The 24,300-nt window shown below is 71.9% G+C and carries 24 protein-coding genes and 1 tRNA gene; 5 read left to right on the top strand and 20 right to left on the bottom strand.

Features of this window, described 5'->3' with window-relative positions:
* Positions 1-103: 103 nt before the first annotated feature.
* Positions 104-175 (top strand) — tRNA-Val (locus JYK17_RS30075).
* A 61-nt stretch (positions 176-236) separates the two neighbouring features.
* Here JYK17_RS30075 and JYK17_RS30070 read toward each other — a convergent pair.
* The 4 genes from JYK17_RS30070 to JYK17_RS30055 all read right to left on the bottom strand — a co-directional run bounded on the left by JYK17_RS30070 (position 237) and on the right by JYK17_RS30055 (position 2,452).
* Complete coding sequence (locus JYK17_RS30070; protein ID WP_222811589.1) at positions 237-533, bottom strand: TFIIB-type zinc ribbon-containing protein; 297 nt, start codon at positions 531-533, stop codon at positions 237-239.
* Between the two features lie 79 nt (positions 534-612).
* Positions 613-1,557, bottom strand: coding sequence for a phosphotransferase (locus JYK17_RS30065; RefSeq protein ID WP_222811588.1), 945 nt, complete (start codon positions 1,555-1,557; stop codon positions 613-615).
* A gap of 225 nt (positions 1,558-1,782) precedes the next feature.
* A complete protein-coding gene (locus JYK17_RS30060) occupies positions 1,783-1,977 on the bottom strand; it encodes a hypothetical protein (protein ID WP_108011526.1) in 195 nt (64 codons plus the stop codon).
* Positions 1,978-2,176: 199 nt separating this feature from the next.
* Positions 2,177-2,452 (bottom strand): DUF8836 family protein, encoded by a 276-nt coding sequence (locus tag JYK17_RS30055; protein ID WP_016434288.1) that lies wholly within the window; start codon positions 2,450-2,452, stop codon positions 2,177-2,179.
* A gap of 196 nt (positions 2,453-2,648) precedes the next feature.
* Between JYK17_RS30055 and JYK17_RS30050 the strand changes: the two genes are divergently transcribed.
* Positions 2,649-4,004, top strand: coding sequence for a serine/threonine-protein kinase (locus JYK17_RS30050; protein ID WP_222811592.1), 1,356 nt, complete (start codon positions 2,649-2,651; stop codon positions 4,002-4,004).
* A gap of 4 nt (positions 4,005-4,008) precedes the next feature.
* Here JYK17_RS30050 and JYK17_RS30045 read toward each other — a convergent pair whose 3' ends face one another.
* From JYK17_RS30045 to JYK17_RS30000, 10 genes are all read right to left on the bottom strand, one after another.
* Positions 4,009-4,401, bottom strand: coding sequence for an NUDIX domain-containing protein (locus tag JYK17_RS30045; protein ID WP_108011532.1), 393 nt, complete (start codon positions 4,399-4,401; stop codon positions 4,009-4,011).
* A gap of 3 nt (positions 4,402-4,404) precedes the next feature.
* Positions 4,405-5,223, bottom strand: coding sequence for a TrmH family RNA methyltransferase (locus tag JYK17_RS30040; protein ID WP_108011535.1), 819 nt, complete (start codon positions 5,221-5,223; stop codon positions 4,405-4,407).
* 100 nt (positions 5,224-5,323) lie between these two features.
* Positions 5,324-6,556 carry a uroporphyrinogen-III C-methyltransferase gene (gene cobA, locus JYK17_RS30035; RefSeq protein WP_128803579.1) on the bottom strand — a complete coding sequence of 411 codons (1,233 nt, stop codon included), beginning with the start codon at positions 6,554-6,556 and terminating at the stop codon, positions 5,324-5,326.
* Between the two features lie 141 nt (positions 6,557-6,697).
* Entirely contained in the window at positions 6,698-10,651 is a 3,954-nt protein-coding gene (gene cobT / locus JYK17_RS30030) for a nicotinate-nucleotide--dimethylbenzimidazole phosphoribosyltransferase (protein ID WP_222811587.1), read from the bottom strand.
* A gap of 391 nt (positions 10,652-11,042) precedes the next feature.
* Positions 11,043-12,254: a precorrin-6y C5,15-methyltransferase (decarboxylating) subunit CbiE gene (gene cbiE, locus JYK17_RS30025; RefSeq protein ID WP_108011543.1), complete on the bottom strand. Its 1,212-nt coding sequence runs from the start codon at positions 12,252-12,254 to the stop codon at positions 11,043-11,045.
* A gap of 121 nt (positions 12,255-12,375) precedes the next feature.
* Positions 12,376-13,014, bottom strand: coding sequence for a GNAT family N-acetyltransferase (locus JYK17_RS30020; RefSeq protein ID WP_108011546.1), 639 nt, complete (start codon positions 13,012-13,014; stop codon positions 12,376-12,378).
* Positions 13,015-13,143: 129 nt separating this feature from the next.
* Positions 13,144-13,977 (bottom strand): MetQ/NlpA family ABC transporter substrate-binding protein, encoded by an 834-nt coding sequence (locus JYK17_RS30015; RefSeq protein ID WP_108011549.1) that lies wholly within the window; start codon positions 13,975-13,977, stop codon positions 13,144-13,146.
* Positions 13,978-14,063: 86 nt separating this feature from the next.
* The gene (locus tag JYK17_RS30010; RefSeq protein ID WP_108011552.1) at positions 14,064-14,801 is read right to left on the bottom strand and encodes a methionine ABC transporter permease; all 738 of its coding nucleotides are present in this window, start codon (positions 14,799-14,801) and stop codon (positions 14,064-14,066) included.
* Positions 14,798-15,850, bottom strand: a complete 1,053-nt coding sequence (locus JYK17_RS30005) for a methionine ABC transporter ATP-binding protein (protein WP_222811586.1) — start codon at positions 15,848-15,850, stop codon at positions 14,798-14,800. Before JYK17_RS30005 ends, JYK17_RS30010 begins: the two co-directional genes overlap by 4 nt.
* Before the next feature lie 315 nt (positions 15,851-16,165).
* On the bottom strand, positions 16,166-16,816 hold the full coding sequence (locus JYK17_RS30000; RefSeq protein WP_222811585.1) for an HAD family hydrolase: 651 nt from the start codon (positions 16,814-16,816) through the stop codon (positions 16,166-16,168).
* 84 nt (positions 16,817-16,900) lie between these two features.
* Between JYK17_RS30000 and JYK17_RS29995 the strand changes: the two genes are divergently transcribed.
* Together JYK17_RS29995 and JYK17_RS29990 are read left to right on the top strand one after the other, a co-directional pair.
* A complete protein-coding gene (locus JYK17_RS29995) occupies positions 16,901-17,260 on the top strand; it encodes a hypothetical protein (protein ID WP_108011561.1) in 360 nt (119 codons plus the stop codon).
* A 1-nt stretch (position 17,261) separates the two neighbouring features.
* Positions 17,262-17,678, top strand: a complete 417-nt coding sequence (locus tag JYK17_RS29990; RefSeq protein WP_108011564.1) for a hypothetical protein — start codon at positions 17,262-17,264, stop codon at positions 17,676-17,678.
* Here JYK17_RS29990 and JYK17_RS29985 read toward each other — a convergent pair.
* From JYK17_RS29985 to JYK17_RS29975, 3 genes are all read right to left on the bottom strand, one after another.
* A complete protein-coding gene (locus JYK17_RS29985) occupies positions 17,668-18,165 on the bottom strand; it encodes a GNAT family N-acetyltransferase (protein WP_222811584.1) in 498 nt (165 codons plus the stop codon). The genes JYK17_RS29990 and JYK17_RS29985 overlap by 11 nt on opposite strands.
* Positions 18,166-18,209: 44 nt before the next feature.
* Positions 18,210-18,716, bottom strand: coding sequence for a sigma-70 family RNA polymerase sigma factor (locus tag JYK17_RS29980; RefSeq protein WP_222811583.1), 507 nt, complete (start codon positions 18,714-18,716; stop codon positions 18,210-18,212).
* A 73-nt stretch (positions 18,717-18,789) separates the two neighbouring features.
* A complete protein-coding gene (locus JYK17_RS29975; RefSeq protein WP_222811591.1) occupies positions 18,790-19,947 on the bottom strand; it encodes a glycerophosphodiester phosphodiesterase in 1,158 nt (385 codons plus the stop codon).
* A 349-nt stretch (positions 19,948-20,296) separates the two neighbouring features.
* On the opposite strand from JYK17_RS29975, the gene JYK17_RS29970 reads away from it, so the two are divergent.
* A complete protein-coding gene (locus tag JYK17_RS29970) occupies positions 20,297-20,968 on the top strand; it encodes a lysophospholipid acyltransferase family protein (protein ID WP_108011573.1) in 672 nt (223 codons plus the stop codon).
* Between the two features lie 77 nt (positions 20,969-21,045).
* On the opposite strand, the gene JYK17_RS29965 is transcribed toward JYK17_RS29970, so the two are convergent.
* The 3 genes from JYK17_RS29965 to JYK17_RS29955 form a co-directional block, all read right to left on the bottom strand.
* The gene (locus JYK17_RS29965) at positions 21,046-22,557 is read right to left on the bottom strand and encodes an MFS transporter (protein ID WP_222811581.1); all 1,512 of its coding nucleotides are present in this window, start codon (positions 22,555-22,557) and stop codon (positions 21,046-21,048) included.
* Positions 22,558-22,567: 10 nt separating this feature from the next.
* On the bottom strand, positions 22,568-23,119 hold the full coding sequence (locus JYK17_RS29960; RefSeq protein ID WP_219917675.1) for a TetR/AcrR family transcriptional regulator: 552 nt from the start codon (positions 23,117-23,119) through the stop codon (positions 22,568-22,570).
* Between the two features lie 82 nt (positions 23,120-23,201).
* Entirely contained in the window at positions 23,202-24,173 is a 972-nt protein-coding gene (locus JYK17_RS29955; protein ID WP_222811580.1) for an aldo/keto reductase, read from the bottom strand.
* Positions 24,174-24,300 lie beyond the last annotated feature (127 nt).

Genomic DNA, 24,300 nt, shown 5'->3' with positions numbered 1-24,300 from the left:
CGATTAGCTCAGCGGGAGAGCGCTTCCCTGACACGGAAGAGGTCACTGGTTCAATCCCAGTATCGCGCACGCAGCACCCACGACCTGCGGTTCGTGGTCCCGAGGACGATTAGCTCAGCGGGAGAGCGCTTCCCTGACACGGAAGAGGTCACTGGTTCAATCCCAGTATCGTCCACACACCGAAGCCCCCGGCCCTGCCGCCGGGGGCTTCTTCGTCTGCCGGTTGGCGTCGGCGGTCAGCTGGAGAACAGCATGTGGCCGAAGCTCTTGTGGCGGTGGTGGCCGCCGTGGCCGCCGTAGTGACCCCCGTGGCCGCCGTGCGGGACGCCCCAGGCGGGCGCGGGCGCGGCCGGGTACGCCTGTGGAGCGCCCGGGGGCGGCGGCGCGGGCTGGGTCCACTGGGACTCCATACGGGTCAGCGCCTCCAGCTCGCCGTAGTCGAGAAAGATCCCACGGCAGCCGCTGCACTGCTCGATCTGAACACCGTTGCGGTTGTACGTGTGCATCGGCGCATGGCACTTCGGACACTGCATGTCGGCTCAACTCCTCGCCGGTCGGTCCTGCTTCGCGTTACGCCAGGACAGACTCTGTCCGGCTGCGGTCGGTTGCACCTTACTTCGCACAACCCGGGCTCAACTCCGGCGGGAGCGAGCTCATTCGGACACATGCGTCGATCATGGACACTTCCACTTCGTCGAGCGGGCGGTCCTCCGCCACGGCCTTGGCGACGGCGCGGGCGGCCGTCTGCACCGTGAGGGCCCGCGCCGGGATGTCCAGCGCGGGCCAGGGGTCGCCGTCGGCGGGGACGGCCGGACCGCCGGCCGCGCGGTAGGCGGTGAGGAAGCGGGCCCATTCGTCGGGCGGGAGGAGCCCGCAGGCGTACCAGGCCGCGGGGCGGGCCAGGTCCCAGGACGGGACGCCGGTGCCGAGGTCGTCCACGTCGATCAGGAGCCAGGGGCCGTCGGGTGCGGGGTGACGGACGAGCTGGCCGAGGTGGAGGTCGCCGTGGCAGAGGGTGCCGGTGTCCGGCATGGGGGCCTCGTCGCGGGCCCAGGCGGGGAGGGTGGCCCATGCCTTGAGGACGGCTGGGGTGGCGGGGTGGGTGCCGGCTGTCGCCTGGAGCCGGGTGACGGCCCGGGCGGCCTTGGCGGGGCCTCGCATGGGGGGCAGCGGGGTCGGCGCGGGGGTGCGGTGGAGGCGGGCGAGGAGGGTGGCCGCGGCTTCCCAGGGGGCGTCGTCGGGGGTGTCCGGGTCGACGGGGGTGCCGTAGGGCCAGAACGTGACGAGGCGGGCGTGCGGGGTCAGGTCGACGGGGGCCGGGCTGAGCGGAGCGAGGAGGATGCCGGGCAGGCGGGTGGCGGTGGCGAGGCGGGGGACGAGGTCGCCGAGGGGGGTGTCCGGGGCGTGGGCGTTGGCGACGGTGTCCGCGTGACGCACGACGGTGGCGTCGGGGCGGTCGGCGAGCGTGACTGCCGGACAGGGGCAGGGTTCCGTGCGCGTGTGCGCCCTGGCCTTGGCTCTGGCGGTGAGCTCGGAGAGCAGGGGGGTGGTGGTCACGGGGCTCCCTGGGGCGGCGGTTCTGCCACGAGGGTAAGGCGGGGGCGTTGCGAGGCGGACCGGCCTATGAGCAGACGGCCCGCTCGGGAAAATGAGGGCAAAGCAATGCCGGCGCAGCTCCCCAGCTGCGCCGGCATTTTTGCCGTCCGCCGCACCCCCGTCCCCACGGGGTTTCATGGGTGGATGTCCCCGCCCGGACCGCTCTTCCGGGCCTGGGGTCGCCGCTCAGCGCCCCAGCATCACGCCCACGGACGACGCCTGTGTGGCCACTGTCTCCCAGCCGTCGAAGACGAAGAAGAGCAGGGCCGCCAGGGGAAGGGCCATCAGCGTCGCCACCAGGGGGTGGCGGCGGCCCGTGCGGCGGCGGAACGTGAACCGCTCCTGTGTGCGGATCATCGTCCGCGGTGCCGTGTGGGCCATGGTCCCTCTCCCGACCGAATCTCAGTTGTCGTGTGCAGCGGCGGGTGTCTGACCTCGGGGGACGAGTGCTGCACCCGCCGCTTGACCTCAAATCTAGGCGTCCGGGCTCTTCCGCACGTCATGCCCTCGTACCGATTGGCGGGCCTCCCGGAGGATGAGCGGCGAGCCGATTCCTACTCCCCTGGGTGGAGACGGCGACCTAGGTCTCAGGGTCTTCCCCGAGGGGGCGCCCGGTGTGCCCGGTCTTTTCCGAGCTGTCCTCCCTGGGGATGGGCTGCTCGACCAGCGCCAGGACCCGGTTCGCCATGAAGCGGGCTGTGCGGACCACGGACCCGCTGCGGGTGACTTCGCTCACTTCCACCACGCCCCGGCGCACCGCCGTCTCCACCCTGCGGCCCGCTCTGCTCGCCACCACCTCATAGGTGCGGGTCGTGTCCCCCGCGTCCACCACTATCTCCACGCGATCACCCTTCACGGGTCCAATCCCCCTTCGTCGGTGGGTGGTTGGGATCACGGGCGGGACAAAGTCCCCCAGTTCAGGCGCTCCCTGACCACCCTTCAAGTCTCGCACCCGGCACTGACAATCCATCGGGCCGAGAGGGCGCGGCCTCTGCGCGCGGGCGGCCGTGGAAACGTAAGCTGTGCCACGTCACACGGACCGGGCAGCGGGGATGAAGATGGCGATGATGCGCCTGAGGCGCGAGGACCCGCGTGTCGTCGGCTCGTTCAGGCTTCACAGGCGGCTCGGCGCGGGCGGGATGGGCGTCGTGTACCTGGGCTCCGACAAGAAGGGGCAGCGCGTCGCACTGAAGGTCATCCGGCCCGATCTGGCGGAGGACCAGGAGTTTCGGTCGCGGTTCGCGCGTGAGGTCTCGGCGGCACGGCGGATCAGGGGTGGTTGCACGGCGCGGCTCGTCGCCGCCGATCTCGAGGCGGACCGGCCCTGGTTCGCCACGCAGTACGTGCCCGGGCCCTCGCTGCACGACAAGGTGGCCGACGGGGGGCCGCTCGGCGCGGCCGACGTCGCTGCCGTGGGCGCCGCCCTGTCGGAAGGGCTCGTGGCCGTCCACGAGGCGGGCGTCGTCCACCGGGACCTCAAGCCCTCCAACATCCTGCTGTCCCCGAAGGGGCCGCGGATCATCGACTTCGGCATCGCCTGGGCGACCGGCGCCTCCACGCTGACGCACGTCGGGACCGCCGTGGGCTCCCCCGGCTTCCTCGCGCCGGAGCAGGTGCGCGGCGCCGCCGTCACCCCGGCCACGGACGTGTTCTCGCTCGGGGCGACGCTGGCGTACGCCTCCATGGCCGACTCGCCCTTCGGGCACGGCAGCTCCGAGGTGATGCTGTACCGCGTGGTCCACGAGGAGGCGCAGCTGCACGGCGTTCCGGACGCGCTGGCTCCGCTGCTGCGTGCCTGTCTCGCGAAGGACCCCGAGGACCGGCCCAGCACGCTCCAACTGTCGCTGCGGCTCAAGGAGATCGCCGCCCGCGAGACCCAGGGGCCCACCGACGCCCGGCCGCCCGCGCCCCGCACCGGTGAGGCGGACCGGCCCACCGGGCGGCTCGCCGAGACCTATCCGGAGCAGCAGCGTGAGCCCCGCCGTCCGCAGGGTTCGCAGGGCAATCCCGCGCCCCGGGGTACGTCCACCGGATCGCGCGGGCCCTCGTCCCAGGTCCGGGGCGGTGCGGCTCCCTCGCGGGGCGGCGGCGCCTCCCGCGGCGGTCCCGCGCCCTCGCAGCGCTCCGGGTCGCGGCCCACATCGTCCGCGCGCAACACGGCCCGTCCGGGCACCGGCAGCCGTCCCGCAGCACGCAGCGGTACGGGACGTCCGGCGCCGAGGACGACGGGGGCGGGGCGGCGGCCGGCCAATCCGCGGCTGCTGCGCCAGCGCCTGTTCGTGTTCGTCGTCGTGACACTGCTCGTGGCGCTCGGCATCGCGGCGGCCCAGGGCTGCCAGGGTCCCGCGCGCGGGATCGGGCACGACCGGGGCGTCGTACAGGAACAAGGGCAGCAGCTGTCGTCCTAGCTCGTCACAGGCCCGGCAGGATCTGTTCGAAGAACTCGCGGTCGCCCTCGAAGACCGGGTCGAGTGCCAGGAACTCCTGTGGGGTGACCCAGCGGGTCTCGGCGACCTCGACGGGGTCGGGGACCACCTCGCCGTCGGACGCGTCCGCCGTCCACCAGTGGAGGACGAATGTGCCGTCGTCGGTCTCTGACTCCCAGACCTTGGCGCCCGGGGAGACCGTGAGCCCCACCTCCTCCATGACCTCGCGGGCCACGGCCTGCTCCTGGGTCTCGCCCGGTTCGATCTTGCCGCTGAGGGGCTGCCAGTAGCCGGGTCGGGAGACCGCCGCGCCCCGACGGATGGCGAGCACCCGGTCGCCTCTGCGCAGGACCGCGACGATCGCCTCGCGCCGGATCATGCGCTACGCCTGCGGGCGGCCCGTGGCCACCGCGTAGAAGGCGACTGCGGCCGCCGCGCCCACGTTCAGGGAGTCGACGCCGTGGGACATCGGGATGCGCACCCATTCGTCCGCCGCGACCAGGGCCCGGGTGGACAGGCCGTCGCCCTCCGCGCCGAGCATCAGGGCGACCCGGTCCATCCTGTGCGGGGCGGCCTCGTCGAGGGTCTTGGCCTTCTCGTCGGGGGTGAGGGCGAGGAGCGTGAAGCCGGCGTCGCGGACCGATTCCAGGGCCTTGGGCCAGGAGTCGAGGCGGGCGTACGGCACCGAGAAGACCGCGCCCATCGAGACCTTGACGCTGCGGCGGTAGAGCGGGTCGGCGCAGTCCGGGGAGAGCAGGACCGCGTCCATGCCGAGCGCGGCGGCGGAACGGAAGATGGCGCCGATGTTGGTGTGGTCGTTGACCGACTCCATCACGACGACCCGTCGAGCCGTCTGCAGGAGTTCGGCCGCCGTCGGCAGCGGTTTGCGCTGCATGGAGGCGAGCGCGCCGCGGTGCACGTGGTAGCCGGTGACCTGCTCGGCGAGTTCGGGGCTGACCGCGTAGACCGGGGCGGGGAGTTCGTCGATGACGTCGCGCATGACGTCGACCCACTTCGCGGACAGCAGCATCGAGCGCATCTCGTACCCGGCGTCCTTGGCCCGTCTGATGACCTTCTCCCCCTCCGCGATGAACAGGCCCTCGGCCGGCTCGCGCTTGCGGCGCAGTTCGACGTCGGTCAGGCCCGTGTAGTCGCCGAGGCGCGGGTCGTCGGGGTCGTCAACGGTGATGAGATCGGCCACAGGGTGATACTGCCTTGTCCTGGGTGCGGTGCCAACGGCTGGGAACGGGTTGGGTTACCCGGGGTTACCCGGCAGGGCGGGGTTACCCGGCTGGACGGAGTCACCCGGCAGGGCTGGGCCCCACGGCGACGACGTCGCCGATGACGATGACGGACGGGGACTTCACTTCGTGCGTGCGGACGGCCTCCGCGATCGTCGCGAGGGTCGCGTCGACGCGGCGCTGCCCGGCCGTGGTGCCTTCCTGGACGACGGCGACCGGAGTGTCGGCGGACCTGCCGTGCGCGACGAGCGTCTCGGCGACCTTTCCGATGGTGCCGACGCCCATCAGGATCACCAGCGTGCCGGTCAGCCGGGCGAGCGCCGGCCAGTCGACCAGGGAACGCTCGTCGTCGGGGGCGATGTGCCCGCTGACCACCGTGAACTCGTGGGCGACGCCCCGGTGGGTGACCGGGATTCCGGCCGCGCCCGGCACGGAGATCGAGCTGGAGATGCCGGGGACCACCGTGCAGGGGATGCCGGCCTCCGCGAGCGCGTTGACCTCCTCCATGCCGCGGCCGTAGACGAAGGGGTCGCCGCCCTTGAGGCGTACGACCGACTTGCCCTGCTTGGCGTGCTCGATCAGCGCGTTGTTGATGGCCTCCTGGGCCATGAAGCGGCCGTAGGGCAGCTTCGCCGCGTCGATGACCTCGACGTTCGCGGGCAGTTCGGCGAGCAGGTCGCGGGGGCCGAGGTGGTCGGTGATGACGACGTCGGCCTCTGCGAGCAGGCGGCGGCCGCGGACCGTGATCAGGTCCGGGTCGCCGGGGCCGCCGCCGACGAGGGCGACGCCCGGCGTGCGGGTGCGGTGGTGGGGGGCGACGAGCGTGCCGTCGCGCAGGCCCTCGACGACCGCGTCGCGGATGGCGGCGGTGTGGCGGGGGTCGCGGCCGCGCGCCCTGCTGGTGAGGACGGCGACCGTCACACCCTCACTGGTGCCGGTGGCCGGGGTCCAGGCCGTGGCCGCGTCGGCGTCGTCGGAGCGTACGCACCAGACGCGGTGCCGCTCGGCCTCCGCGGAGGCGGCGGTGTTGGCCGCGTCGTCGCTGGTGGCGATCAGGGCGTACCAGGCGTCCGAGAGATCGCCGTCGGCGTACGGCCGCCGCTGCCAGGAGATCTCGCCCGCGTCCGCCATCGCCTCGACCGAGGGGGTCACCTCGGGGGACACCAGGAGGACGTCCGCGCCTGCCGCGATCAGCGCCGGCAGACGGCGCTGGGCGACCTGGCCGCCGCCGAGGACGACCACTTTGCGGCCGGTGAGGCGGAGGCCCACGGGGTAGGCGGGGTGTTCGGCCATGAGGTGCGGCTCCTCGTCCTGGCTGTGCGATGGGCGCTACGGCGCTGGAGCAGCCCTGACGTGCGGATTTTAAGGGGTGGGTTCAGCGTACGGCCGGGGCGGGGGTGCGCGCAGGAGCGCGTTTTCCGCCCCGGTCCGTGGCTACTTCTCGGTGACTCCCGCCGAGTCGAAGGTCGCCACCTCGTGCATCGCCCGTGCCGTGCTCTGCACCAGCGGGAGGGCGAGCAGCGCGCCGGTGCCCTCGCCGAGGCGGAGATCGAGGTCGACCAGGGGGCGCAGGCCCAGCTTGTTCAGCGCGGCCACATGGCCCGGCTCGGCGCTGCGGTGTCCCGCGATGCAGGCCGCGAGGACCTCCGGGGCGATGGCACGGGCCACCAGGGCGGCGGCGCCCGCGCTGACGCCGTCCAGGATCACCGGCGTACGCAGGGAGGCGCCGCCGAGGAGCAGGCCGACCATGGCGGCGTGCTCGAAGCCGCCGATCGCGGCGAGCACGCCGATGGGGTCGGCCGGGTCCGGCTGGTGGAGCTCGACGGCGCGGCGCACGACCTCCGTCTTGCGGGCCAGCGTCTCGTCGTTGATGCCGGTGCCGCGGCCGGTGACCTCGGCCGGGTCGGTGTCGGTGTACACCGAGATCAGGGCCGCGGACGCGGTGGTGTTCGCGATGCCCATCTCACCGGTGAGCAGTGCCTTGTTGCCGGCCGCGACCAGGTCGCGGGCCGTCTCGATGCCGACCTCGATGGCCTGCTTGGCCTCCTCGCGGGTCATCGCGGGCCCGGTGGTCATGTCGGAGGTGCCCGCGCGGATCTTGCGGGGCAACAGACCGGGGGTGGCCGGGAGGTCGGTGGCGACACCCACGTCCACCACGCAGACCTCGGCGCCCACCTGGCCCGCGAAGGCGTTGCAGACGGCGCCGCCGCCGAGGAAGTTGGCGACCATCTGGGCCGTCACCTCCTGCGGCCAGGGGGTGACGCCCTGGGCGTGCACACCGTGGTCACCGGCGAAGATCGCGACGGCCGCGGGCTCCGGGATGGGCGGCGGGCACTGGCGCGAGAGGCCGGACAGCTGCGCGGAGATGATCTCCAACATGCCGAGCGCGCCGGCCGGCTTGGTCATCCGCTTCTGCCGCTCCCAGGCCTCGCCGAGCGCCTTGGCGTCCAGCGGGCGGATCTGGGCGACGGTCTCGGCGAGCAGGTCGTGCGGCTCCTCGCCGGGCAGGGCGCGGCGGCCGTACGTCTCCTCGTGGACGACCCAGGACAGCGGACGGCGCTTGGACCAGCCGGCCTGCATCAGCTCGGGCTCGTCCGGGAACTCGTCGACATACCCGACACACAGGTAGGCGATGACCTCCAGGTGTTCGGGCAGGCCGAGCGCGCGGACCATCTCGCGCTCGTCGAAGAAGCTGACCCAGCCGACACCGAGGCCCTCGGCGCGCGCGGCGAGCCAGAGGTTCTCGACGGCGAGGGCCGCGGAGTACGGCGCCATCTGCGGCTGGGTGTGCCGGCCGAGGGTGTGGCGGCCGCCGCGGGTGGGGTCGGCGGTGACGACGATGTTGACCGGGGTGTCGAGGATGGCCTCGATCTTCAGTTCCTTGAACTGCTTCGCCCGGCCCTTGGGAAGGGACTTGGCGTACGCGTCGCGCTGGCGCATGGCCAGTTCGTGCATGCTGCGCCGGGTGTCGGCGGAGCGGATGACGACGAAGTCCCAGGGCTGCGAGTGACCGACGGAGGGCGCGGTGTGCGCGGCCTCCAGGACGCGCAGCAGCACGTCGTGCGGGATCGGGTCGCTGCGGAAGCCGTTGCGGATGTCGCGGCGCTCGCGCATGACCTTCAGGACGGCTTCGCGCTCGGCGTCGTCGTAGGCGGGGGCGGCCGGGCCGGTGGGCTGCGGTGCTTCTTCCACCAGGGCCGGACTCCCCTCCTCCTGGTCCGCGGCCCTGGTGTCCAGGTCCTCCGCGTTCTGTGCGAGTTCCGAGTCGGCCTCCCGCGGGGCGGGGACCGTGGCGATCTGCTCCGGAGCCTGCCCCTCCGTCACGGGGAGGACGAGGGCGTGCGGCGGGGTCGGAGCCAGATGCGGGGTGGTCGGCACGGAGCCGTCCACGGCCACGAACTGGCCCATCGAGTCGGTCGGTTGGGGCTCGGTGGTGGCCGGGGGCGCGTCCGACGGGGCGTTGTCGGCCGGGGGTTCGGGAGCTGCCTCGGCGGCGGCGGTGACTTCTTGAGCGGCGGGTGCCGCCGGGTCCGCGATGGCAGCGGCGAGGGGATGCACGTCGCCGCCGGCCGCGGCGGACGACGGTGCTTCGGGGGTGGTGGCCGGGTCGAGGTGCGGGCCCTGGTCCTGGGCCGACTGCTCGGCGTCCGCCCGCTGAAGCGTGGGCTCGGGCGCTACGGCGGCGTCCACGGCCGATTCCGCGGACGCGTCCGCATGCTGGGCCGTCGGCGCGGCGGTCCCGGCGTCGGCGGCCTGAACCGGCTCGGCGGGGAGCGGCTGGGCGGGATCGGCGTGTACGGGTCGGTCCGCCTCGACCGGGGCGGGGGCGTCCTGCGCGGCGGCGGGTGCCACGGCGTCGGGGGCCTGTGCGGGCTCGGGTGCGACGGCCTGCGGCAGCGGTGCGGACTCGGGCGCCACCGCCTCGGGCGACTGCCCGGTCCCGGGTGCCACCGGCTGCGCGAACTGCGCGCCCTCCGGTGCGACGGCGATCGGTGTGCCCGCGAAGGGGGTGGTCTCGGGGGCCGGCGCGCCCTCGGCGACCGGTGCGGCGTCGTCGGCGGCGGGCGTGCCTTCGGGAGTTTGCGTCGGCTGGGGGAAGTGGCCCGCGTCCGGGGCCGCCGCCGGCCCGGTCTCCGGTACGGGCGCCACGCCAGGAGCCGAAGCGGCCTCCGGCATGGGCTCCGGCCCGGCATCCGAGCCGGCTACGGCACCCTCGGCCTGTCCGGCCTCCGGGGTGACCCCGGCGCCGGGTGCCGGAACGGGCTCCGGGGCGACACCGGCCCCGTCGTGCCCGGCCCCCTCCGGAGCGGGCGCGGGAACGGTGCCCTGCTGTGCGTCCGGAGCGGTCGCGGGAACGGCGTGCCGCGGCGCGCCCGAAGGGTCATCCGCCGAGCCGACCGGCGCACCGTCAAGGAACACCGCACTGGGGCCGACAGGCCCGCCCTCGGAGGCAACACCACTGGGAGCGACCGGCGCACCGTCGGCGGCAACCCCGCCCAGAGCCACAGGCCCACCCTCAGCGGCGACCCCGCCCAGAGCAACGGCCCCACCCTCGGCACCCGCCGTACCCAACGGCGCACGCCCACCGCTGCCGGCAGCCTCCGCCGTAGCCAAGTGACCGTTGTCCGCGGGGATCCCGCCCAGGGCGGCGTGCCCGCCCTCCACGGCGGAGACGCCCACCGGGACGTGCCCGGACTCGGGGCCGAACGCCATGGCCTGGGCGGGCTGTGCCCCGTACATGTTCTGGGAGTTCGCCGTCTGCTGCGCGACGTCGGCGAGCTGCTGCGCTCCGTCGGCGAGTTCGGCGTCCTGGGTCTGCGGCGCCGGAACAACCGTTTCGGCAGCCGGGGCCTCGGCGCTCACCGGCGCCTGTACCGCGGCCTGCGCGTGGGCACCCCAGGGGGCCGCGCCCTGCGGGGCCGTCTCGCGCAGCTGGGGGGCCTCGAAGTACTCGGGGCCGGTCGACGGCGGGCCGGACGGGCGCACCGGTGCGCCCGCGGGGCCGCGGTCGGCGAGGGAACGGACCGGGCTCGCCGAGACATCGGGGATCGGCGGGCCGAGGTGCAGCGGGCGGCGCGGCTGAGCCGGTGCGGCGGGCTGCGCGGGGCTGGGCAGGCGGACGCCGTTGAGGTCGACCGAACCGCTGTCGCGGCCGCCCGTCTCGTGCGGGCCCGGCTCGTGCACGGCCTCCACGACCGGCTCCGGGGCGGGCGGGGCGACCTCGTTGCCCCACGGGCTCTGGGCGCCCGGCAGCAACAGAAGGTCGTCGTCCTCGGCGGTGGACTCGGAGAGGTAGGTGTACGAGCCGTGCGTGGGGACGTCCGGCTGCTCCACCGTGCCTGCGCTCTCCGGCAGTCCCTCGCCCGGGATCTGGCCGGTGTCGGTCATGCGTACCCCTCGCCCATCGGTTAGTGCTTCTCGGTCCAGCTCTTCGGGAACGGCGCACCGACCGCCCCCGCAGTGAAGAACGAGCGTCCGCGCCCAGCGGCACGAACGACCCGTCCGGAAAAGGCGACAAAGCCATTCAGTGGCATTGTCCCGGCCGCTCCGCCGTCACGACACCTTGATCCGCGACGACCCGCTGTGGACTGCGCCACGTTGCGCGTCCTCCGGTTCTGCCGTACCACACCCGCCCCAAAAGGGGCGTGTTTTCCGGACATTGGCGAACGAAGTGCCGGGCCACCCGGTGCAGTGCAACGATCGGCCAGCCTACCGCGAGCGATACGACTACAGGATCACCGGTAGGGCCTAAAACAGGATCACTGGGACGGCGCGGGGGTCACGACGCGCGCTCCGGGAGCACACCACTGAGCAGGAACGCCACACTCCGCTCCGTCTCCGTCCAGGCCCTGGTGTCCAGTTGGACGGACTGCAGCAGGGCGCACTCGACGCGGTAGCCGTGCTCCGTCAGGTCGCGGCCGATCAGTTCGGCGGCATCGCGCGTCGCGGCGTGCGTGACGATGCGCTGCGGGCGGCGGTCGGCGACCGCGGAGACCACGGCCGCTCCCCCGCCGCCGACCCGTACGACGTCGGGCTCGGGGAGGTTCTCCAGGACGTGCGGGGCGGTGCCCTGCACGGTCTGGAGCTGCACGCCGAAGGCGCGTGCGTTGGACTCGGTGCGTTCGCAGGCCCGTGGATCGCTGTCGACGGCGATGACGGCGGCGCCGGCCCGGGCGGCCTCCGTGGCGAAGGCGCCGCTGCCGCAGCCGATGTCCCACACGAGGTCGCCGACGCGCGGGCCCAGCCGGGTGAGTTGGGCCGTGCGCAGCGGTTCCAGTTCGCCCTCGCCCATGAGTCCGCCGTAGGACTCGGCGGGCAGGGTCCAGCCGCGCGGTGCGGCGCCCGGGTCGCGGCCGGCGATCCAGCCGCCGTCCTCCGCCGCGGCGACCGTGGCGCCGATGACGATGACGACGTTCGGGTCGCGCCAGGTGTGGTCAGCGGCCTTGTCGGAGGTGACGACGGTGACCTGTTCGCGCTCGGTGCCGAGTTCCTCGCAGATGACGAAGGTGCGGTGCACACCCTCCAGGAGCAGGCCGAGTTCGGCGGGTCCGGCGCCCGGCGAGGTCAGAACGGCGACCTTGGTGTGGGCACGGCACACATTCACCGCGCGTCGCAGGGTGCGGCGGTGTGCGACGACCACTTGGGCATCGTCCCAGGGCATACCGGCGCGGGCGAAGGCCGCGGCCACGGAGGAGACCGCGGGGACGACCTCGACCTCCAGGCCGAACTCGGGTGCGCGCAGGGTCCGTACGACTCCGAAGAATCCGGGGTCGCCGTCGGCGAGCACCACCGCGGTGCCGCGATGGCCCGTGATGCGGCGGGCGGCGAGGGCGACGCTGCCCAGGCGGATGCGCTCGGCGGTCTTCGGCACTTCGGGCAGCGCCAGATGGTGGGCGGCGCCGGCCACGAGCGTGGCGGCTCCCAGGGCCGAGCGGGCGGCAGCGGTCAGCGGCGAGCCGTCCCAGCCGATCACCGTGACGCGGTCGGCCATGTTCGTCAGTCTCCAGGGGTTTTGCGCAGGTCGTCGAAGGCAGCCCGGTCGGGCTCCGTGAGGGTACCCGTTGGGGCCGGCGCGAGCGCCGGGCGGTGTGCCGTCCGCTCCGCACCCGGGTTCAGTTCCAGTCGGGGAAGGACGTGAAACCACCGGTGTCGGCCAGTTGTTCGCCGGCGCCGTCGAGATCCTCGGGCAGCAGGCTCCACACGATGTAGTCGGTGCGTACGTCGCTCCAGGTGCCGTCGTCGCCGCGGACCCGCGCTATGCAGGCGCCTCGCAGGACGCCCTCGCTGATACAGCCGATCTTCTGCGCGACCTGCTGGGAGGCGGTGTTGTCGGCGGCCGTGCGCAGTTCGATGCGCTCGAACTTCTGGTCGCCGAGCAGCCATTGGGCGGTGGCGAGCGCCGCCTCCGAGGCGTAGCCCTCGCCACGCGCCCACGGGGCGATGATGTACGACATCTCGGTGGAGCGCACATGCCAGTTGGTCTTCGCGAGCTGCACGATGCCGACCAGGCGCTGGGTGAGGAACTCGGTGACGGCGAAGTCGAGGCCGCGGCCGGCCACCCGCTCGTCGGGCGCGTCCTTGGTGATCCAGGTGCGGGCCCGCTCCTCGGTGTAGGGCTGGGGGACGCTCGTCCAGGCGCCGACCTGCTCGTCGTTCATCATCTCGGCCAGTGCGGGCACGTCGTCCTCGTCGAGGGGACGCAGCACCAACCGCTCCGTGCTGATGGAGATGTTGGGGAAGGTGCTAGTCATGCGCCGCTCCGTAACCTTCGGAAACCTTCAGGGGCTGCTGAACTGCCCAGCATGCAGCATGAACCCACCGAAGCGCACGACGGGGTCCACCCCTCGTGAGCGAGTGGACCCCGTGCGTGGCGATACGCCTCAGAAGGACGGGATGACCGATCCCTGGTACTTGTCCTCGATGAACTTCTTGACCTCGGGCGAGGTGAGGAGCTTCGCGAGCTTCTTGACCCGCGGGTCCTTCTCGTTGCCCTTCTTCACCGCGAGGAAGTTGCCGTACGGGCTGTTCTTCGCGGACTCCAGGACGAGCGCGTCCTTGGCGGGCTTGATCCCGGCGGAGATGGCGTAGTTGCCGTTGACGACGGCCGCGTCCACGTCGTCCAGGGAGCGCGCGGTCTGGGCCGCCTCGACCTCCTTGAACTTGAGGTTCCTGGGGTTCTTGGCGATGTCCTGCGGGGTCGCTTCGTTGCCGGCGCCGGCCTTGAGCGTGATGAGGCCGTTGGTGGCGAGCAGCTTCAGGGCGCGCGCCTCGTTGACGGCGTCGTTGGGGACGGCGATGGTCGCACCGCTCTTCAGCGCGTCGGCCTTCTTGACCTTGTGGGAGTAGAGGCCGAGCGGCTCCAGGTGCACCGTGACGACGGGCACGATGTGGGTGCCGCGCTTCTTGTTGAAGTCGTCCAGGTACGGCTTGTTCTGGAAGTAGTTGGCGTCCACCGAGCCGTCCTCGGTCGCGGTGTTCGGGACGATGTAGTCCTGGAACTCCTTGACCTCCAGGTCGAGACCGGCGTTCTTCGCCAGGTTCTTCTTGACGAAGTTCAGGATCTCGGCGTGCGGGGTGGGGCTCGCGGCGACGACCAGCGGGCCGCTGTAGTCGGCGGAGCTCGAAGTGGACTCGGAGCCCCCGCAGGCGGTGAGCCCGAAGGTGAGGGCTCCGGCGGCGAGGACGGCGGTGGAGAGCTTTGCGGTGTTACGCACGAAAAGTGCCTTTCCTTATGGGTGCAGCGACCCCGCGGTTGGTGGTGCGGGGAGTCTGAGGGAGCGCCGGTGGTGCCGTGAGGCGGCTACGCGACCTTGCCGATGTCGGCCGCCGCGGGCTCCTTGGCCTTCAGCAGGCGCAGCTTCGGTGCCCGGCCGGAGCGGCCGCCGCGGTTGTACAGCGAGCGGGCCGCGAAGTCGCCGGCGAACTGGATGAGCGAGATGACCACGGCGAGGATCGCCACGGTGATCCACATCAGCTCGGTCTCGAAGCGCTGGTAGCCGTAGCGGATGGCGATGTCGCCGAGGCCGCCGGCGCCGACCGTGCCCGCCATGGCGGAGTAGCCGATCAGGGCGACGATCGTGGTGGTGGTGCTGGCGATCAGCGAGGGCAGTGACTCGGGGACGAGCACCTTGCGCACGATCGTCCAGGTGTTGCCGCCCATCGCCTGCACGGCCTCGACCAGACCGCCGTCCACTTCGCGGACTGCCGTCTCGACCAGCCGCGCGAAGAAGGGGATGGCGCCGATGGCGAGCGGCACGATGGCGGCCTCGCGGCCGATCGTCGTCCCGGTGACCCAGCGCGTGAAGGTCATCAGCGCGACCATCAGGATGATGAACGGCATCGAGCGGGCGATGTTCACGACCTGCCCGATGACCTTGTTGGCGACGACGTTCTGCAGCAGTCCGCCGCGGTCGGTGAGGACGAGCAGGATGCCGAGCGGGAGTCCGCCCACGACGGCGATCAGCGTGGACCAGCCGACCATGTAGAGGGTGTCCCAACAGGCCTGGGACAGCAGGGGCTGCATCTCGGACCAGGTCACTTGACGGCCTCCTTGGCAAGCTCGGGCTTGGCGTCCGAGGCGTCCACCACGTCGATCTGCAGTCCCTGTTCGCGCAGGAAGCCGATCGGTACGACGTTGTCCTCGTAGCGGCCGGGCAGTTCGATGCGCATCCGGCCGACCTGGAGGCCGCCGACGGTGTCGATGGCGGCACCGAGGATCGATATGTCGATGTTGTAGGTGCGCGAGAGCTGGGAGATGACGGGCTGGGTGGCGGCCTCGCCCTGGAATGTGACGTCGATGACGGTGCGGTCCGGACCGGCGGCCTCGCCGCCCACCGGGAAGAGCGCGGCGGCCAGTTCGGAGCCCGGTGTCGCGAGCAGCTCGCTCACCGTCCCGGACTCGACGATGCGGCCCTTCTCCATCAGGGCGGCCGAGTCGCAGATCGACTTCACGACGTCCATCTCGTGCGTGATGAGCAGGACGGTGAGACCGAGCTGCCGGTTCAGGTCGCGCAGCAACTGCAGGATGGAGCGGGTGGTCTCCGGGTCGAGGGCGCTGGTGGCCTCGTCGGAGAGCAGCACCTTGGGGTCCGCGGCCAGGGCGCGGGCGATGCCGACGCGCTGCTTCTGGCCGCCGGAGAGCTGGGCCGGGTAGGCGCCCGCCCGGTCGGCGAGGCCGACCAGGTCCAGCAGCTCGAGGGCCTTGCGGGAGCGCTCCTTGCCGGAGGTGCCGAGGATCTCCAGCGGCAGCTCGACGTTGTCCTGCACGGTGCGCGAGGACAGCAGGTTGAAGTGCTGGAAGACCATGCCGATCCGGCTGCGGGCCTGCCGCAGCTCCTTGCCGGCCCGGGGGCCGCGCCCGGCGAGGGCGGTGAGGTCCTGCCCGGCGACGCTCACCGTGCCGGCGGTGGGCCGCTCCAGCAGGTTGATGCAGCGGATGAGCGAGGACTTGCCGGCGCCGGACTGGCCGATGACGCCGTACACCTCGCCCTCGCGGACATGCAGATCGACGCCGTCGAGCGCGGTGATCTGACGGCCGCGGGAGCCGTCGGCCCCGTAGATTTTCGTCAGGCCTGTTGTCGTGATCACTGGGGTTTCCGTCACTGTCGAGTACGCGGGCGTGGGTGTGCCCTGGTACGAAGGGGGAAGTCATGCGCGGGCATCTCGGTCACGTACGGCTCGGGGCGTACGGACGTGCCACGGCGGCTCGCTTCGGGGCGCGAGGCGGGATGGTGCGGGGGCCCTCTAGCAGGCGCGCATTCGACACATACAACGAGCACCGGGCGTCATGGTCGCCTCGGTCGCAGTGCTGCGGCAGCTCGTCGTGGTCATGCGATCAGTAAAACAGACGTATCGGAGTGACCAAGAACCGCTGTCCACATCGCGGACAGCGGTGGACAGGCGTCAGCCGCGTACGGAGATCTCCACGCCCGCATCGCTGACCAGTGCGGACAAGGCCGAGAGGTCTTCGACCACGAGGTCCGCCCGCAGTTCGTGGGCCTGGTGGGTTGTGGCCAAGGCCACGGTGGTCATGCCCGCGGCGCGGCCGGCCTCCAGCCCCGCGGGGGCGTCCTCGAAGACGACGCAGTGGGCCGGGTCGACGCCCAACTGCCGGGCGGCGAGCAGGTAGGGCTCGGGGTCCGGCTTGCCGCGGGTGATGTCGTCGGCGGCGATCAGCGTCTTGGGCAGGATGCCGACGGCGTCGAGCCGGGCCTCGGCGAGCCGGCGGGTGGCGGAGGTGACGACGGCCCAGCGCTCGGCGGGCAGCGCGTCCAGGAAGTCCTTGGTGCCGGGCAGCAGACGGACGCCGCCGTTGGGGACGTCCTCCACCTCCAGCAGCTCGATCCGCGCCACCGCCTCGGGCACGACGTCCGCGGGCAGCAGATCGGCGGCTATCTCCACGGCCGGGCGCCCGTGCAGCTCGACACGGCCGAACTCCTCGGCGGTCAGGCCGTACTCCGCGGCCCAGCGGGTCCAGCAGCGGCGCACGGAGTCGAGGGAGGAGACCAGGGTGCCGTCGTTGTCGAACAGCAGGGCGCGGGCGTGGATCTTCATGCCTTCGACCCTACGGCGGCGCTCGCGGCCGCCATGGCCGGGGGCGGCGGCATCAGGGCCTTTGGCCCGTAATAAGGTCACGGCATGCTTGATGTCCTGACGCTGGTGACCGGCGTCGCCGCACTGCTGCTCGCCGTCTGGTGCGGCTGGGCGGCCTACCGCGATCAGCCGACGAAGGACTGGCACTTCATCGGCATGGGTGTGGTGTCGCTGCTGGCCCTGGTGCAGCTGGTGGTCGGGATCGTGCTGCTGGCGCGGGGCGAGAAGCCGGATCAGGGCACGACGATCTTCGTGGCGTATCTGATCGGCGCCGTCGCGTGCGTCCCGGCGGCGGGGTTCATGTCGCTGGCGGAGCGCACCCGGTGGGGCTCGGTGACGGTCGCCGCCGGCGGTGTGGTGCTGGCCGTGCTCGAGGTGCGGCTCTTTGACATCTGGGGAGCGTGAGTTGACCACCGTGGAACAGAAGCCGAAGCGCCTCATCAGCGGGCCCGGCATGTTGCTCGTCTGGTTCTACGGCGTGATGGTCGTCGGCGCGGTGTCGCGCTCCGTCTACCAGATCGCCACCGACTTCGACCGGGCGCCACTGGCCTACTCCCTGTCCGCGCTGGCGGGAGTGGTGTACGGGTTCATCACGTACACCCTGATCCGCGGCGGCGAGCGGGCCCGCAGGGCGGCGCAGGTGTGCTGCGCCGCCGAACTCGCGGGCGTGCTGATCGTCGGCACCTGGACCCTGGCCGACCCCTCGGCCTTCCCGGACGCCACGGTCTGGTCGGACTACGGCATGGGGTACGTCTTCATCCCCGTCCTGCTGCCGCTGTCCGCGCTCTACTGGCTGCGCAGGAACCGCGAGGTCACGCAGTAGCCACGTATGCCTCGGCCGCCTTCTCCAAAACGATCATCGGGACGCCGTCGCTGCCCTGGGACGTGCCGACCGTCTCGTAGCCGACGCGGCGGTACAGCCGCAGGTTGTTCTCGCTGCGGTGGCCGGTGTGCAGGCGGAAGCGCTTGGCGCCGCGCTCCTCGGCCAGTGCCGACTCGGCCGCGCGCAGCAGCCGGGCGCCGATGCCGTGGCCCTGGAGGCGGGGGTGCACGCAGAGCTTGCCGATGGAGGCGGAGCCGTCCTCGGTGACGCTGCCGCGCACGGAGCCGACGACCTCCTCGCCGAGCCGCGCGACGTAGACGCAGTCCGCGGCCACCTCCTGGCGGACCGAGTCGAGGCTCTGGACGAGCGGGTCGATGCGGTAGTTGCCGTACAGCGCCGCCTCGCTCTGGAAGCACAGGTACTGGAGCCTGAAGATCTGCTCTGCATCCTGCTCGGTCGCCACCGAGATGGTCACGCTCATGCCCATGTGCGCACGCCTCCCGCTCACCTGATCGCCGGTCGTAAACACTCCTATCCCCGCGGTTCGCGGGTCGCAACCTCCGGTGCGAGCAATCGACGCAGACATCCCAGACATCTGGAGCGTTCCGGGCCGAGACTTCCCTGTGAGATACCCAACTCCCCCGCGATTTCCCGGTATGTCAGGTCCTTCGGCGACAGCAGAGCCTCCAACAGACGGGGGCAGCGGCCGGGCAGCCGGCGGACCGCATCGCGCAGGGCCCGGCGCCTCGCGGCGGCGAGGGCCAGCTGCTCGGGGTCGCGGTCGAGGTCGTCCACGGGCTCCCCGGCGTACGGACGCTCGACACTGCTCGTACGGCGGCTGCGGCGCGCCTCGGAGCGGACGGCGCTGCGCAGCCAGTCGTGCGGGTCGCTGGGCGGGCCGTCCTCCTCCAGATGCTCCAGGAGCCGCAGCCAGACCGCCTGTTCCAGGTCGCCCGCCTCGGTGCCGGAGGCGTGTGCCTCCGCGGAGGCCTCGGCCGTGAGCAGCGGATGCAGGGCGGCAACCAGGTTGTGCGTCATACGCAGCACGACGCGGCCGCCCGGCACAGGGTTGCCCGGGCGGCCGCGAATCACCCCGACCGGGGCTCGGCGCTCAGCCGTTGACGAAGTCCGCGCGGGCCAGCAGGGCGGTGTCGGCGTTGTCGGTGAAGACTCCGTCGATGCCGGTCGCGAAGTACGTCGCGAAGGCGCCGAAGGCGTCGCCGTACCCGTCGGCGTCGCTGCCCTTGCGGAACCGCAGCGGCAGGAAGGGGTTCTCGTTGCGCATGGTGTACGGGTGCAGGACCAGGCCGACCTTGTGCGCGTCGGCGACGAGCGTGGTCCGCTCGCCGAGGCTGCCGTCGGCTTTCTTGGTGATGACCAGGTCGAGGGTGGGGCCGATGCCCTGCGCGTAGCCGGCGATCTCCCGGAGCCCCTTCGGGGTGATCAGGTCCGCGACGGTGCGCGGGTCGCCGGTGTCGACGAAGTCGTACGGCCTGCTGTCCGCCGTGGAGAGCAGGACGACGAGCGGGTTGTCGATCAGGGTGTTCAGTTTCTGGATGCTGGTCGGCTCGAAGGACTGCACGATGACCGGCGAGTTCCGCCGGTCCTTGCCGTGCTTGCGCAGCAGCTTGGCGACCCGCTCCTCGACGCCCAGGCCGAGCTTGCGGAAGTAGGTGGGGTGCTTGGTCTCGGGGTAGATCCAGACCTGCTTGCCGCGCGTGCGGGTCTGCTCGTCCTGCCACTTCAGGACTTCCTCGAAGGTGGGGATCTCCCAGCGGCCGTTGTAGAGCGTGTTGTGCGGACGGTTGGCCGGGATGCGCTCGACCGCGCGCAGCGTCTTCAGCTCGGCGAGCGTGAAGTCCTCGGTGAACCAGCCGGTGGTGGGGACGCCGTCCAGCACCTTGGTGGTCTTGCGGCCGGCGAACTCCGGGTGGTCGGCGACGTCCGTGGTGCCGCCGATCTCCGGTTCGTGACGGCAGACCAGATGGCCGTCCTTGGTGGGGCACAGGTCGCCGGCCTCGACGACGTCGGCGCCGAGGTCCAGGGCCAGTTCGTAGGAGCCGAAGGTGTGCTCGGGCCGGTAGCCGGCGGTTCCGCGGTGGCCGATGATCGTCGGTTTGGGCAGGCTCCGCAGCCCGCCGCCGTGGTGCGCCTCGGCGGCTCTCGCGGTCCCGGACAGGCCCAGTACGGCTCCGCCCGCGCCCAGCACGGCCGCACCGAGGAGCGCGCGCCGTCCGGTGCCGTCCCTCTGCTCGTCCTGCGTTCCCATGAGCGCCTCCTCCGCGTCGGCCTGGTCGATGCGCGCCGATCGTAGGGGCGTGGACATGGCGCGAGGGAGACCCTGGCCGGAACACGCGGGTGACGGGGCATGTCGCTCGGGAACCCGGAGGAAGAGGACCCGGAGGAGGGCTCGCCTTTTTCACGTGCGCGATGTCTGTCACACCGTGACGGCGTGGTTACCGGCAGGCACCAGGACGTCACCGCAGGTAAACACGCGTCAACAGCACCTGCACGGCCCGCAGGACTTGGGTGAACCCGATGTGCAAAGCCCCCGGCTCCGCGAGTATCGTCCTCACCTGCACATACTCATATCGAATCCCTTGACACCGGAGGGCCCGTTGTCCCGCTTCGTGCTCATCAAGGCAGTGCTCGGACCGATCATGCGCCTGATGTTCCGCCCAAGGGTGGAGGGTGCGGAGCACATCCCGGGCGACGGTCCGGTCATCCTGGCCGGCAACCACGTGACCTTCATCGACTCGATGATCCTGCCCCTGGTCTGCGACCGTCAGGTCTTCTTCATCGGCAAGGACGAGTACGTCACCGGCAAGGGCTTCAAGGGCCGCCTCATGGCCTGGTTCTTCACCGGCGTCGGCATGATCCCGGTCGACCGCGACGGCGGCCGGGGCGGCGTCGCCGCGCTGATGACCGGGCGCCGTGTGCTGGAGGAGAACAAGGTCTTCGGGATCTACCCCGAGGGCACCCGGTCGCCCGACGGCCGTCTGTACCGGGGCCGCACCGGCATCGCCCGGCTGACGCTGATGACGGGGGCGCCGGTCGTGCCCTTCGCGATGATCGGGACGGACAAGCTGCAGCCGGGTGGGTCGGGGCTCCCCCGTCCCGGGCGGGTCACGGTCCGGTTCGGCGAGGCGATGGAGTTCTCTCGTTACGAGGGGATGGATCGCGACCGGTATGTGCTGCGGGCCGTCACCGACTCCGTGATGGCGGAGGTCATGCGGTTGTCGGGGCAGGAGTATGTGGACATGTATGCGACCAAGGCGAAAGCTGCTTAGCGGGTCGTTGTCGGGTGCGGGTTCGTTGGGGTTGCTCGCGCAGTTCCCCGCGCCCCTAAAAGCAAAAGACCAAAAGCCTAGAGGCGTTGTCCGCGGAGCAGGTACCACGCTGCCGTCGCTGTCGCGAGCAGGACCGCCGCGCCTACGCCTGATGCCAGGCACAGGCCGTCGACGAACGCGTCTCGGGCTGAAGTCAGCATGGTGTGGGCGGTTTCGGCCGGCATCGCGGTCGATGCCTCGGTCGCGGCGCCCAGGGACTCGTGTGCTCCCGCTGGGGTGCCTGCCGGGGCCGTGAAGCCGCGGTAGACGCCCGTCACGATCGTGCCGAGGAGCGCGATGCCGAGGGCCGCGCCGAGTTCGTACGCCGTCTCCGAGACGGCGGAGGCCGCGCCCGCCTGTTCCTTCGGTACGGAGGAGAGGATGACGTCGGACGTCACCGTGAAGGAGAAGCCGGCGCCCACTCCCACGACCAGCAGGGCGGCACCCAGCAGGGGGTAGCCCGTCGACGCGTCGATCAGGGTGAGGGCGGCCAGTGCCAGACCCACCGCGGCCAGGCCGCCCGACACCACCGCGCGTACCGAGAAGCGCCGGGCCGTCCGGCCCGCGACCAGACCCGCCGCCACCGCGCCCACCGCGGCGGGCAGTTCGGCCAGTCCCGCCTCGAACGGGGGCCTGCCCTGGACGAGTTGCAGATACTGCGACAGGAAGAAGACCAGGCCCGACAGGCCGAGGATGGTCAGCAGGTCGGCCAGGACGGCGGCGCTGAAACCGCGGTTGCGGAACAGCCGCATGTCCAGCAGCGGTGCCGGGAGCGTCAATTGGCGGCGGACGAACCAGTACAGGGCCGCCGCGCCCAGCAGGCCCGCGCCCAGTGCCGCCCACGAGAAGCCGTGCGTCGCCGCCTCCTTGACCGCGTAGACGACGGCGATCAGGCCGACCAGTGACAGCATGACGCTGATCAGGTCCCAGGGGCCGGGGTCCGGGTTCTTCGACTCCGGCAGCAGCTTGATGCCGACCAGGACCAGGACGGCCATCACCGGCAGGTTGATCAGGAAGACCGAGCCCCACCAGAAGTGCTCCAGCAGGAAGCCGCCGGCGATCGGCCCGACGGCCGTGCCCGCGGAGGCGGTTGCGCCCCAGATGCCCACCGCGAGGCTGCGCTCGCGCGCGTCGTGGAAGAGGTTGCGGATCAGGGCGAGGGTGGCGGGCATGAGGGTCGCGCCCGCGACGCCGAGCAGGGCGCGGGCCAGGATCAGCAACTCGGGTGTCGTCGCATAGGCGTTGAGGACGGATATCGCGCCGAAGGCCGTGGCGCCGCCGAGCAGGATCCGCTTGCGGCCGATGCGGTCGCCGAGGCTGCCCATGGAGACGAGCAGTCCGGCGATGACGAAGGAGTAGACGTCGCCGATCCAGAGCAACTGCGTGCCGGACGGCTTCAGGTCCTCGCTGATGAAGGGGGTCGCGAGACCGAGGACGGTCGCGTCGACGGCCACCAGCAGCACGGCGAGCACGAGGACGGACAGCGCGAGCCAGCGGCCCGGGCGCTTCACCGCCTCGGTCGTGGTCGCCGGCTGCAGGGTGCTGGTCATGATTCCTCTCTCACTGGTTCGTTCGACGTAGTGCGCCACCGAGCAGCAGCTCGGTGATCATGAAGGTGAAGTCCTTGGGTGCCACGCGGCCCTCCAGCACGGCCCAGGCGCCGGAGGCGAGCAGCCCGTACAGCGCCTCGGTCAGCCAGGCCGGCGTGAGGTCGATCCGGAACTCGCCGGAGGCCTGGCCGCGCCGGAACAGGGTCGCGATGCGGTCGTCGATGCGGGTCCAGCCCGCGTGCTGCTGCTCGCCCTCGAACAGCTGGTTCTCGGTGTAGAGGAAGGCGAGCAGGGCGGCCGAGGGCTCCACCGCCAGGATGAGCCGCCGTACGGCGTCGGCCGCCGGGCCCTCGTCCGGGCGGGCCGCGTCCAGCGCCGCCTCGCACTCGGCGATGCCGAGCGACTCCAGCGCCCGTACGAGCGCGTCGCGGCCGGCGAAGTGCCGGTGCAGGGTGGCGCGGCTGATCCCGGCCGCCCTGGCGACCTCGTCCATCGTCGCGGTGGACTTGCGGGTCAGCAGGGCGGCGGCGGAGCGCAGGACGTGGTCACGGTCGACAGGCATGACACAAGGATAACCCAGATGAGACATCTTTGTCTCACCGGCGGCATACGTGACTCACGGGTTGCGGGTCAGGACGCTGCCGTCAGTGCCAGGGAAGGCTGCTGCGCTTGGCCCAGTACGCGTGGGGCTCCTCGGCCAGAGCCGCGAGCCGGGCGAGCTGGTCCTCCTCCAGGTCCACGACCGCCGCGTGCAGATTGGAGGTGAGCTGGTTGACCGTCGCCGCGCCGGAGAGCACGACCCCGGCCCAGGGTTCGCGCAGGATCACGGCGAGGGCCACCGCGTCGCAGCCCAGGGACGTTTCCTCGGCCACGGACTTCAGGGCGTCGGGGGCGTGCGGTGCCGCGAGGCGGCCGTTGGCCATGCCCTCCTTGACGATCACCGTGAGTCCGGCGTCGTGCGCCTCGGCGAGGGCGGGGGCGGCCGAGGTCTCCAGGATGTTGTACGTCGACTGGACGGTACGGAAGAGGGGCTCGCCGTCGACCGTCACGGCGAGGGCGGCACGGACGGCGTCCGCCTGGGCCGGGCCGCTGGTGGAGAAGCCGATGGTCGTGCCCTGCGCGGCCGCCTCCGCGAGCCTGGCATGGAGTTCCTTGTCGGTGAGGGCCGGGCTGTCGGGGGTCACCGAGTGGATCTGGTACAGGTCCAGGCGGTCGCCGAGCAGTTGGGCACTTTCGGCGCGCTGGCGCTCGTATGTCGCGAGGGTGTGGTCCTTGACCTCGTGCTGCTGCGCGTCCGTCGTCCAGTCCGCGGTGTAGGTGTAGCCCCACTTGCTGCCGACGACGATGTCGTCGAAGCCGGGGCGGGCCGTCAGCCAGTCGGCGAGGAACTCCTCCGAGCGGCCGTAGGAGCGCGCCACGTCGAAGTAGCGCACGCCCTGGGCGTAGGCGGCGTCGAGGAGTTCTTGGGTGCGGGCGCGCAGCGTCTCGACGCTGCGGTCCTCGCCGAGGTCCTCCTCGCGCCCGAGGTTGATGTAGCCGGGACGGCCGATCGCGGCGAGACCGAGGCCGATGTGGCAGGTGGGGGTGGTCGCTGTTGCCAGTCGGGCGAAGGGCATCGCGGGCTCCGTGGGTCGGCTCCTGTACGGCTTCCGATCCAACGTACCCGCGATGACCTTCGACCATCGCGGAAGAGGGCGGGGGTTGCGGAGCGTCGGCGGTGGCGGGTGCCTTGTGGGTGCTCGC

Source organism: Streptomyces plumbidurans (assembly GCF_019857225.1).
GTDB classification, from domain to species: domain Bacteria; phylum Actinomycetota; class Actinomycetes; order Streptomycetales; family Streptomycetaceae; genus Streptomyces; species Streptomyces plumbidurans.
The sequence above is the reverse complement of the archived record's forward strand: the minus strand, read 5'-3'. Positions and strand labels throughout refer to the sequence as shown.

What these genes read in the sequence shown, in the direction of transcription:
- JYK17_RS30020 (WP_108011546.1), bottom strand. Translation starts at nt 13,014, where the DNA reads ATGACTAGCACCTTCCCCAACATCTCCATCAGCACGGAGCGGTTGGTG.
- JYK17_RS29980 (WP_222811583.1), bottom strand. Translation starts at nt 18,716, where the DNA reads ATGACGCACAACCTGGTTGCCGCCCTGCATCCGCTGCTCACGGCCGAG.
- JYK17_RS29960 (WP_219917675.1), bottom strand. Translation starts at nt 23,119, where the DNA reads ATGCCTGTCGACCGTGACCACGTCCTGCGCTCCGCCGCCGCCCTGCTG.
- JYK17_RS30050 (WP_222811592.1), top strand. Translation starts at nt 2,649, where the DNA reads ATGAAGATGGCGATGATGCGCCTGAGGCGCGAGGACCCGCGTGTCGTC.
- JYK17_RS30000 (WP_222811585.1), bottom strand. Translation starts at nt 16,816, where the DNA reads ATGAAGATCCACGCCCGCGCCCTGCTGTTCGACAACGACGGCACCCTG.
- JYK17_RS30060 (WP_108011526.1), bottom strand. Translation starts at nt 1,977, where the DNA reads ATGGCCCACACGGCACCGCGGACGATGATCCGCACACAGGAGCGGTTC.
- JYK17_RS30045 (WP_108011532.1), bottom strand. Translation starts at nt 4,401, where the DNA reads ATGATCCGGCGCGAGGCGATCGTCGCGGTCCTGCGCAGAGGCGACCGG.
- JYK17_RS30070 (WP_222811589.1), bottom strand. Translation starts at nt 533, where the DNA reads ATGCAGTGTCCGAAGTGCCATGCGCCGATGCACACGTACAACCGCAAC.
- cbiE (WP_108011543.1), bottom strand. Translation starts at nt 12,254, where the DNA reads ATGGCCGACCGCGTCACGGTGATCGGCTGGGACGGCTCGCCGCTGACC.
- JYK17_RS29975 (WP_222811591.1), bottom strand. Translation starts at nt 19,947, where the DNA reads ATGGGAACGCAGGACGAGCAGAGGGACGGCACCGGACGGCGCGCGCTC.
- JYK17_RS29995 (WP_108011561.1), top strand. Translation starts at nt 16,901, where the DNA reads ATGCTTGATGTCCTGACGCTGGTGACCGGCGTCGCCGCACTGCTGCTC.
- cobT (WP_222811587.1), bottom strand. Translation starts at nt 10,651, where the DNA reads ATGACCGACACCGGCCAGATCCCGGGCGAGGGACTGCCGGAGAGCGCA.
- JYK17_RS29965 (WP_222811581.1), bottom strand. Translation starts at nt 22,557, where the DNA reads ATGACCAGCACCCTGCAGCCGGCGACCACGACCGAGGCGGTGAAGCGC.
- cobA (WP_128803579.1), bottom strand. Translation starts at nt 6,556, where the DNA reads ATGGCCGAACACCCCGCCTACCCCGTGGGCCTCCGCCTCACCGGCCGC.
- JYK17_RS29985 (WP_222811584.1), bottom strand. Translation starts at nt 18,165, where the DNA reads ATGGGCATGAGCGTGACCATCTCGGTGGCGACCGAGCAGGATGCAGAG.
- JYK17_RS29955 (WP_222811580.1), bottom strand. Translation starts at nt 24,173, where the DNA reads ATGCCCTTCGCCCGACTGGCAACAGCGACCACCCCCACCTGCCACATC.